Origin of the sequence: Kitasatospora sp. NPDC056446, from assembly GCF_042796115.1 — a bacterium.
GTDB lineage: Bacteria > Actinomycetota > Actinomycetes > Streptomycetales > Streptomycetaceae > Kitasatospora.
This window is the reverse complement of the sequence record NZ_JBHTRF010000030.1, coordinates 85,025-92,570: the sequence shown is the minus strand read 5'-3', so window position 1 is coordinate 92,570 and position 7,546 is coordinate 85,025. Positions and strand designations below refer to the sequence as shown.

Here is a 7,546-nt window from a genome sequence, read left to right as displayed (position 1 = left end):
CCGGGGCCGCCCCGCCCTCCGCCCGGGCGCCCGCCCCGTCGTCGTTGCCCCGAAGGGCTCTCACCTAGCGGTCGAGCAGGCGGAAGCCGCAGTGCTCGTCCTGGAGCACCTGGCCGGAGTTCAGCAGCCGGGTGAGGCTGAGTCGTACGACGGCGACTCGCAGCCCGAGGTCGGCCGCAAGCTCGTCGACGGGCGCCGGGCCGGAGGCGAGGCCGGTGAGCACCGAGCGGTCGGCGTCAGCGTCGAGCAGTCTGCTCACCCGGTAGAGGGTGAGGGCGGATACGCCGCACGCGGTCAGTTCGACGGCGGCCCAGACGCCGTCGTGCCGCAGGCCCGCTGTGACGGCGATGGCACCGGAGAGGGCGGTGAGCGCGATGAACGCAACCGCCGCGCGCCGCAGGCCGCGGCGGGAGATGTTCGGGCTGGTGGTCACGGAGCCTCCTGGAGAAGTGGAGCGTAGCGGGACTGGGAGAAGAAGGAGCAGTCGGTGCGGGGCGGGCGGATCCGGCAGGCCCGGCACGGGCGGTCCGGTGCATTGGGGACGATGTGGTGGTGGCAGACGGTCCGGCCTCCGCCGTCGTCGCGCACCAGGTGGGCGACGACGAGTTCGGCGAGCTGATCGGCGGTACTCCACCCGCAGCGGCCCGCGCCGGGGCGGTGCCGCGCGGGAGTTCCGTCGATGCCGCCGACGGCCAGCAGGTAGCGGTCGGATGGGGCGAGGTAGGCGAGCACGTGGTAGCGGGTCCGCTCGCCCGCACTGTTGGTGGGGCCGTAGGCGGTGCCGAACGCGCGGGCGATGCCGACGCGGTCGCCGCGCAGATCGAGGGTCTCGGGTTCCAATGGGCCTCCGTGGTCGCGGTGCTCGACGCGAGGTGCGCGTCGATGACTGGGCCGCCGGGCCGGGCCACGGCGGCATGCGAGGGAGGTGTCGCTCAGCGGTGCGGGCGGCGCTGCCGGGGAATCCGCCCGGACGTCTCGGCCACGGCCGGGACACGTACGAGCAGGACCCGCGCGACGATCAGCTGGAGAGCGATCAGGAGCAGGCCGATGCGGGTGGCGGCCTGCTCGTCGACCAGCAGGGCGTGGAAGGTGAGGCCCACGGCGGCGGCGCTGATGAGGTATTCGGCGAAGGTCAGGCGGCGACGGGCGGACAGGCGGGGAGTGCGGGGGATGGCGCGTCCTTTCAGGAGGTCGACGAGGTGGTGGTGGACGGGCGGGGGGTGGAGCGGTTGACCATGGAGGTGAGGAGGTCGATGACCAGTTCGGCAGGGGTGTGCCGGTTGAACGTGGCCCGCCAGCCGGGCTGGCGGGCGGTGCCGTGCAGCGCGATGATCCAGGTGTCGACGTGCCGGTTATCCGGCTGGTAGCCGACGTAGACCTGGGTGCACGGCGAAGCGGCGTGCAGGCCGCCCTCGGCGTCGATCACCCACGACCAGCCGTGCTCGTAGAGGAAGGCGCTGATGGCGTTGGGGTTGCCCTCGCCGAGCGGCCAGGTGCGGTGCGGGATGGCGTCGCCGGGCCGGGGACCGCGGACAGCGGGGGTGGAGATCACGACGGACAGAGGGGGCCTCCTTCGGGCATGCGCTGCGGGGTCGTCCATGTTGACTTGGACTGCCCCGATTTGCGTAGTCCGTTCGAGGGTTCGTCTGCCACAGGCGAACACGCCTGTGCCCGGACCGAGTTGGTCCGGGCGCAGGCGCGCGGTTGTCCTGTCTCGATGAGCGTGGCGGAGTCTTGGTGAAGGTGGCGAGTCCGGCGCCTTCCGTCTCGGTGATGTTGGCGAAGGTGGCGGACATCGCGTGGTGAGCCCGAACATCGTTCAGCGAAGTGCTCACGCATTGGCTCTCAGGCCGTCAGAATCTCGGTATGGATGCAGGAGTGGCCGCGGTCCTCGGTGCTGCGGTGGGGGTGGTCGGCACGACACTGGCAGCCGCCGTCGCCGGAATAGCCGCGCAACGACAGACCCGTGCGGAACACCGGCAGTGGCGGCGCCAGCTACGCCGTGATGCGTACGCTGCCTTCACCGCCAAGGCGGACGAAGCCCAGAGGCTTTTGAAGAATATCGACAGGGAGTTGATCAGACCCGGAAATGATCTCGACGCGATCCGCGCCGAGACGGATCGGCTCAGGGAGATCCTCGATGGCAGCTTGGCGGAGGCTCAGGCCATCGTAGAGATCGAGGGACCCGAGGAGCTGGCTCATGCGGCCGAAGAGCTCGCTCGCTCACTGTCAGCGTGCGTTGCGGACATCCAGGCGCACACCATTGGGCGAAGCTCCGGGACGCCGGTCACGCAGTCGGAGTCACAGCAGATCAGAAGGTATACCGATCACATGTCAGCAAAACGCGGTCAGTTCGTTGACCGTGCTCGCAAGGCTATCGACGTCTGAGCGATCGTCTCGGTGAAGTTGGCGAAGGTGGCGGACAGGGGCTTCTGCGTCTGACCATCGTGATCGTGTGACAGTTGCTCGGAGTGTTGCCGGTGGGGCGCCGGCGGTGATGCGGGGGTTCGAGGTCGCATATGTCGACCGGGACGGTGGCGAGCACCGTGCGGCGTTGACTGACGCTGCCGGGGTGCGGTTCGAGGATGGACGGCCGGTTCGGTCGTTTCCGTCATGGCGAGGACAGCGCAACTATCCCGGGCTGTGGTGGTCTGCGACGTCCGGTCGGCACGTCGGCTACGAGTCGTGGCTGGAGCGCGACCACGCGATGCTGCTGGACTTCGACCGGCAGGTCACCGGCTTCGCGTCGCAGCCGTTGTGGCTGTTCTGGCAGGAGGGCGGAAAGCGGAGGTCCCACGCGCCGGACTGGTTCGCCCGTCGTGCTGACGGCTCGGGGCTGATGGTGGACTGCCGTCCGCTGGACCGGATCAAGCCGCGGGACGCGGAGGCGTTCGCGGCGACGGAGCGGGCCTGCCGCGAGGTCGGCTGGTCCTACGAGGTGGCCGGGACTGTGGAGCCGGTCCTGTTGGCCAACATCCGGTGGCTGGCCGGCTATCGCCATCCCCGGCATGCCGTGAGCCGCTTCGTGGAGCCCCTGCTCGGGGCGTTCACGCGGCCGAAGCCGGTACGGCTGGCAGTGGAGCGGGTCGGTGATCCGATCGCGGTGCTGCGGGTGCTGTTCCACCTGTTGTGGTCCGGGGTGCTGGTCGCGGACTTGTCGGTGGTGCTCGGCGAGGCCGCGCTCGTCAGCGTGGCCTCGGGGGCCGGGCGGTGACGGGCCTGGCCCGGCCCGGTGTTCTGCGGGCGGGCGATCAGGTGCGCTTCGACAGCGGCGAGCACACCGTGGTGGCGATCGAGGGAACTTCGGTGAGGCTGCTGGGCACGGACGGCGCCTCGCGGGTGGTGCTGCTGCCGTTCCTGCTGGCGGACGAGGATTTCGCCCTGCTGGGTGCGGACGGGCCGCTGCCGGCCTTGGCACCGACGGGACTGCTGGAGGCCGCGCCGGCCGAGGCGCTCGCACAGGCACGGTTCTGGGAACGCCATGTCGTCGAGATCGAGACCGGTCTGCCGCCGGACTCGCCACCCGGGGCGGTTCCGCGGCCGGGCTACGACCCGGCGACCACCGCGCTGGCGGAGCGTCAGAGGACGAAGGCCCAGGAACTGGCGGCGGTCGGCCGCCCGGTCGGGGAGCGCACGCTGCAGCGGATCCGCAGCCGCTACCGCGAGCAGGGCCTGCTGGGCCTGGTCGACCAGCGGACGATGCGCTCTTCCTCACCGACCGGGCGAACCGATCCGCGGGTGGTCAAGGTACTGCTGCAGGCGATCGGCGAGGAGACCGAAGTGTCGACCGGCACCAGGGCGAGGCTGATGCGCCGGGTCGAGCGGGCACTGGCGGACGAGTACGGCGACAAGGCAGTTCCGCTGCCCTCCCGGGCGGCGTTCTACCGACTGGTCGACCGACTCACGACCGGGCGGCACACCTTCGGGGCGGCCACGACCCGCCGGCAGACCGCAAAACGGCCCACCGGCCCGTTCACGCCGAGCATCGCGGCCCGGCCGGGAGAACAGGTGCAGATCGACACCACGAAGCTGGACGTCCTGGTGGTTCTCGACGACGGAAGCACGGGGCGACCGGAGTTGACGATTGCCGTCGACATGGCGACGCGCACGATCTGCGCGGCCGTCCTGCGGCCGGAGAGCACCAAGGCGGTGGACGCCGCCTTGCTGCTGGCGCGGATGCTGGTGCCCGAGCCGATGCGGCCGACCTGGCCGCACGCGCTGGCCGCGTCGGCCTCCCTGCTGCCGCACGCCCGGCTCCTGCGGATCGACGCGCGGTTCGCGCAGGCGGCGGCCAAGCCGGTGATCGTCCCGGAGACGATCACCACCGACCACGGGGCGGTCTACCTCTCGCGGACCTTCACCGACGCCTGTCGGCAACTGGGCATCTCCGTCCAGCTCGCGCACCCGGGCACACCGACGGACAAGGGCGTGGTCGAGCGGACGTTCTCGTCGATCAACAGCCTGTTCTGCCAGCACGTCGCCAGCTACACCGGCCGGGACGTCAGCCGCCGGGGCACTGACCCGGCCCGCCGGGCGGCTTTCAGCCTGCCGGAGCTCGACGACCTCCTGCAGGAATGGGTGATCGCCGGCTGGCAGTTGCGCCCGCACGAGGCGCTGGCCCACCCCTTTCTGCCACGCCGGTCGATGTCGCCGAACGACGCCTACGCGCTGCTGGTCGCATCGAGCGGCTACCTGCCGATGACCCTCGGCCCGACCGACTACATCGAGCTGCTGCCGACGACCTGGCGGACCGTCAACGACTACGGGATCCGCATCGACAACCGCACCTACGACGCGCCCGAGCTCGTCCCCTACCGGCGCCAGCTGTCCGGGGTCAGCGCACAGCGGGGCCGCTGGGAAGTCCACTTCGACCCGCACGACGTCTCCCACGTCTTCGTACGCGACCACCGCGCGGGCGGCTGGATCACCGCCGAGTGGACCCTGCACAAGATGATCGCCCAGCCCTTCTCCGACAGCCTCTGGCGCCAGGCCCGCCGGACGGTCGCCGCCCGCGGGCACGACGACACGGACCAGGCTCAGGTCGCCCGAGCGCTGGACGACCTGCTGCAACTCGCGGGCCGCCGGCCGCCCGCACCGCGACCGGCGGTTCCCGAACCCCGCCTGCCGCAGGTCCGGCCCGCTGGGGCCTTGCCCGCGACCGGCCACTTCGACGAGGCGGACGCGGACGACGCTCCGCTGGCCGAGGTGATCCCGTTCGGCATCTTCGACCCGTTCAGCGAGGAGGACTACCGGTGAGCACCGAGCAGGACCTCGCGCCCGGCCGGCCCGCCCTGACGACCAAGGAGGGGTGGGCCAGGTTCGTCGACTACCTCCCCGCCACGGTCACGCTGCTTCGGCCGAAGGAGCTGGCGGCCCTCAACGAGGTCGAACGAGCGCTCTACGACGAGGCCCGGATCGAGCACCACACCGAGGTCCTGGTCGCGAAGACCCCCACGATGATGGAGATCATCCGCACTGGCCGCGAACTGACCCTGCTCAACCGGCGGCAGGTCTCCGCCCGGCGCGGGCTGATCGTCACCGGCGAGCCCGGCACGGGCAAGACCACCGCGATCACCCAGCTCGGCAAGGCCCACGAACAGCACGTCCGACGCCGCCTGCCAGCCGGAGCGGGCCCCCGCATGCCCGTGGTCTACGTGACGGTGCCGCCCGCCGCGACCCCGAAAATGCTCGCGATGGAGTTCGCCCGGTTTCTCGGCATCCCCCTGGTCGGCAGCCAGAACCAGGCCCAGATCACGAACGCCGTCTGCGAGGTCCTGGCCGAACTGGGCTGCGAGCTGGTGCTGGTGGACGAGATCCACAACCTCAACCTCACCACCCGGGCCGGAGCGGAGGCTTCCGACCAGTTGAAGTACCTGTCCGAACGGATCACCGCGACATTCGTCTACGCCGGCATCGACGTCGAACAAGCCGGCCTGTTCACCGGAACCCGGGGCAAGCAGATCGCCGGACGCTTCGTGAGCGTGACCGCCAAGCCGTTCACGACCGCCACCGCAGCCCACAAGGCCCAGTGGCACCAGCTACTGGCCACGATGGAGCAGTCGTTGCGGCTGCACCGGCACCGGCCCGGCACCCTCGTCGACCAGTCCGACCTCCTGCACCACCGCACCTCCGGCATGATCGGCAGCCTCGCGCACCTGGTCAGGGCCGCCGCGGTCAGGGCCATCCTCTCCGGCACCGAGCGGATCACCGTCCCGATCCTGGAAGACATCCCGCTCGACACCGCCGCCGAGGCGAGCGCCCCACGTCGACGGCCGGTCAGAGCGGCCGGCACCCGCCAGCACAAGGCCGCCGGATGAGCGGCTCTCGCGGCGACCACCAGACCCCGGCCCGCTCGCTGCCGATCCCCGTCCGCCCCTGGGGAGGCGAGTCGCTGACCTCGTTCGTCCAACGCCTCGCCACTGCCAACCGCACCCGGGACACGATCCTCTGGAAGACCATCGCCAGACCGGAGTCCTCGTCCCTGGGCAGGCACCTGGAGTTCTTCGAGGCCTTGCTCAACCCGCCGGCCGCGGAACGCTTGGCCGTGATCAGCGGCCTGCCCCTGGGGCGACTGTCAGCGGCGCTCCCGGCCCTGGGCTGGGCCCGCCAGCACGCGCCGGACCTCATGGAGAAGAAGATCCCGGCCGTCCGGTTCCAAGCCGCCATGGGCTACACCCGCCGGGCATGCCCCCACTGCGCGATACGACGCAACACCGCCCCGCCCCGCCTCCACCTGCCCATCACCCGGGTCATCTGCACCCGCCACCAGCACTGGCAGAGCGTCACCATCAGCGGATCGTGGACGAACGCGAACCAACGGCAGACGTTCCCGCCGCCGGTCGACCTGAGCCCCATCGCCGGCATGGCCGCCGCTCAAAGACGACTGGCCCAGATCCTCCGCCGCTACGGCCCCGACGTTCTGGTCATGAGCGTTCGCGACGCCCGCTCGATCGCCGAGAAGTGGGCCGCAGACCGATGGGCGGAACCAGCCATGGTGCAACGCTGGCAAGCCCGCGCACGAAAACTGGACTGGCCCGCCGAGGCAGAGACGATCACGCAGAACAACGAGCTCGGCGCGATCATCTCGCACCCTGAAGTCGCCACCCTGGCCACCTTCCTGGCACCCATGACCATCGCCCCGGCCGAGTTCTTCTACGCGGAGAACAAGGAGGAAATCCGCGTGCTGATCGACCGGACGAGGGCAGCACTCGGGCTGACACCCCTGGCACCCGCTGACTGCCAGTGGCCATGCAGTGCCCCCCGCAGGCCAGCTGATGCGATCTGGAACCACATCAACCAGGTCCACCTGACGCGAGGACGTCACCGATGGCGCCTACTAAGAAGTGCCATGATCCCTGAGCTCGGCATCCCCGATCCGTCTCATCAGACCTGGCAATCCGCAGCTCGGCATAGTCGCGTCCGCCATGATCAGTGAGACCGGACAGCGGTGTCGGCGGGGGTGGCGCGGCGGAGGGTCGCCGACCTGGTTGGGGAAGGGGACCGCGGGGTGGTCGGCCTCGGTCCGGATCGGGAGGCCGGCGAACCT

General features: G+C 70.6%; 9 protein-coding genes. 5 read left to right on the top strand and 4 right to left on the bottom strand.

The window, feature by feature from the left end; all coding sequences use genetic code 11:
• Nucleotides 1–64 precede the first annotated feature (64 nt).
• The 4 genes from ACFQ6N_RS20475 to ACFQ6N_RS20460 all read right to left on the bottom strand — a co-directional run bounded on the left by ACFQ6N_RS20475 (nucleotide 65) and on the right by ACFQ6N_RS20460 (nucleotide 1,552).
• The gene (locus ACFQ6N_RS20475) at nucleotides 65–433 is read right to left on the bottom strand and encodes a hypothetical protein (protein WP_380650691.1); all 369 of its coding nucleotides are present in this window, start codon (nucleotides 431–433) and stop codon (nucleotides 65–67) included.
• On the bottom strand, nucleotides 430–840 hold the full coding sequence (locus tag ACFQ6N_RS20470) for a hypothetical protein (protein ID WP_380650689.1): 411 nt from the start codon (nucleotides 838–840) through the stop codon (nucleotides 430–432). Before ACFQ6N_RS20470 ends, ACFQ6N_RS20475 begins: the two co-directional genes overlap by 4 nt.
• A gap of 92 nt (nucleotides 841–932) precedes the next feature.
• The gene (locus tag ACFQ6N_RS20465; protein ID WP_158515666.1) at nucleotides 933–1,100 is read right to left on the bottom strand and encodes a hypothetical protein; all 168 of its coding nucleotides are present in this window, start codon (nucleotides 1,098–1,100) and stop codon (nucleotides 933–935) included.
• 83 nt (nucleotides 1,101–1,183) lie between these two features.
• Nucleotides 1,184–1,552: a DUF317 domain-containing protein gene (locus ACFQ6N_RS20460; protein WP_380650687.1), complete on the bottom strand. Its 369-nt coding sequence runs from the start codon at nucleotides 1,550–1,552 to the stop codon at nucleotides 1,184–1,186.
• Between the two features lie 314 nt (nucleotides 1,553–1,866).
• Between ACFQ6N_RS20460 and ACFQ6N_RS20455 the strand changes: the two genes are divergently transcribed.
• From ACFQ6N_RS20455 to ACFQ6N_RS20435, 5 genes are all read left to right on the top strand, one after another.
• Nucleotides 1,867–2,388 carry a hypothetical protein gene (locus tag ACFQ6N_RS20455; protein ID WP_380650685.1) on the top strand — a complete coding sequence of 174 codons (522 nt, stop codon included), beginning with the start codon at nucleotides 1,867–1,869 and terminating at the stop codon, nucleotides 2,386–2,388.
• 166 nt (nucleotides 2,389–2,554) lie between these two features.
• Nucleotides 2,555–3,214: a TnsA-like heteromeric transposase endonuclease subunit gene (locus ACFQ6N_RS20450; protein ID WP_380650683.1), complete on the top strand. Its 660-nt coding sequence runs from the start codon at nucleotides 2,555–2,557 to the stop codon at nucleotides 3,212–3,214.
• 41 nt (nucleotides 3,215–3,255) lie between these two features.
• Nucleotides 3,256–5,256: a Mu transposase C-terminal domain-containing protein gene (locus tag ACFQ6N_RS20445; RefSeq protein WP_380650681.1), complete on the top strand. Its 2,001-nt coding sequence runs from the start codon at nucleotides 3,256–3,258 to the stop codon at nucleotides 5,254–5,256.
• On the top strand, nucleotides 5,253–6,317 hold the full coding sequence (locus ACFQ6N_RS20440; RefSeq protein ID WP_380650679.1) for an AAA family ATPase: 1,065 nt from the start codon (nucleotides 5,253–5,255) through the stop codon (nucleotides 6,315–6,317). The genes ACFQ6N_RS20445 and ACFQ6N_RS20440 overlap by 4 nt, the downstream gene beginning before the upstream one ends.
• Complete coding sequence (locus tag ACFQ6N_RS20435; RefSeq protein WP_380650677.1) at nucleotides 6,314–7,435, top strand: TniQ family protein; 1,122 nt, start codon at nucleotides 6,314–6,316, stop codon at nucleotides 7,433–7,435. Before ACFQ6N_RS20440 ends, ACFQ6N_RS20435 begins: the two co-directional genes overlap by 4 nt.
• Nucleotides 7,436–7,546 lie beyond the last annotated feature (111 nt).

Bases quoted from the DNA above. Each gene is read 5' to 3' on its own strand.
- ACFQ6N_RS20455 (WP_380650685.1), top strand. From the start codon at position 1,867: ATGGATGCAGGAGTGGCCGCGGTCCTCGGTGCTGCGGTGGGGGTGGTC.
- ACFQ6N_RS20435 (WP_380650677.1), top strand. From the start codon at position 6,314: ATGAGCGGCTCTCGCGGCGACCACCAGACCCCGGCCCGCTCGCTGCCG.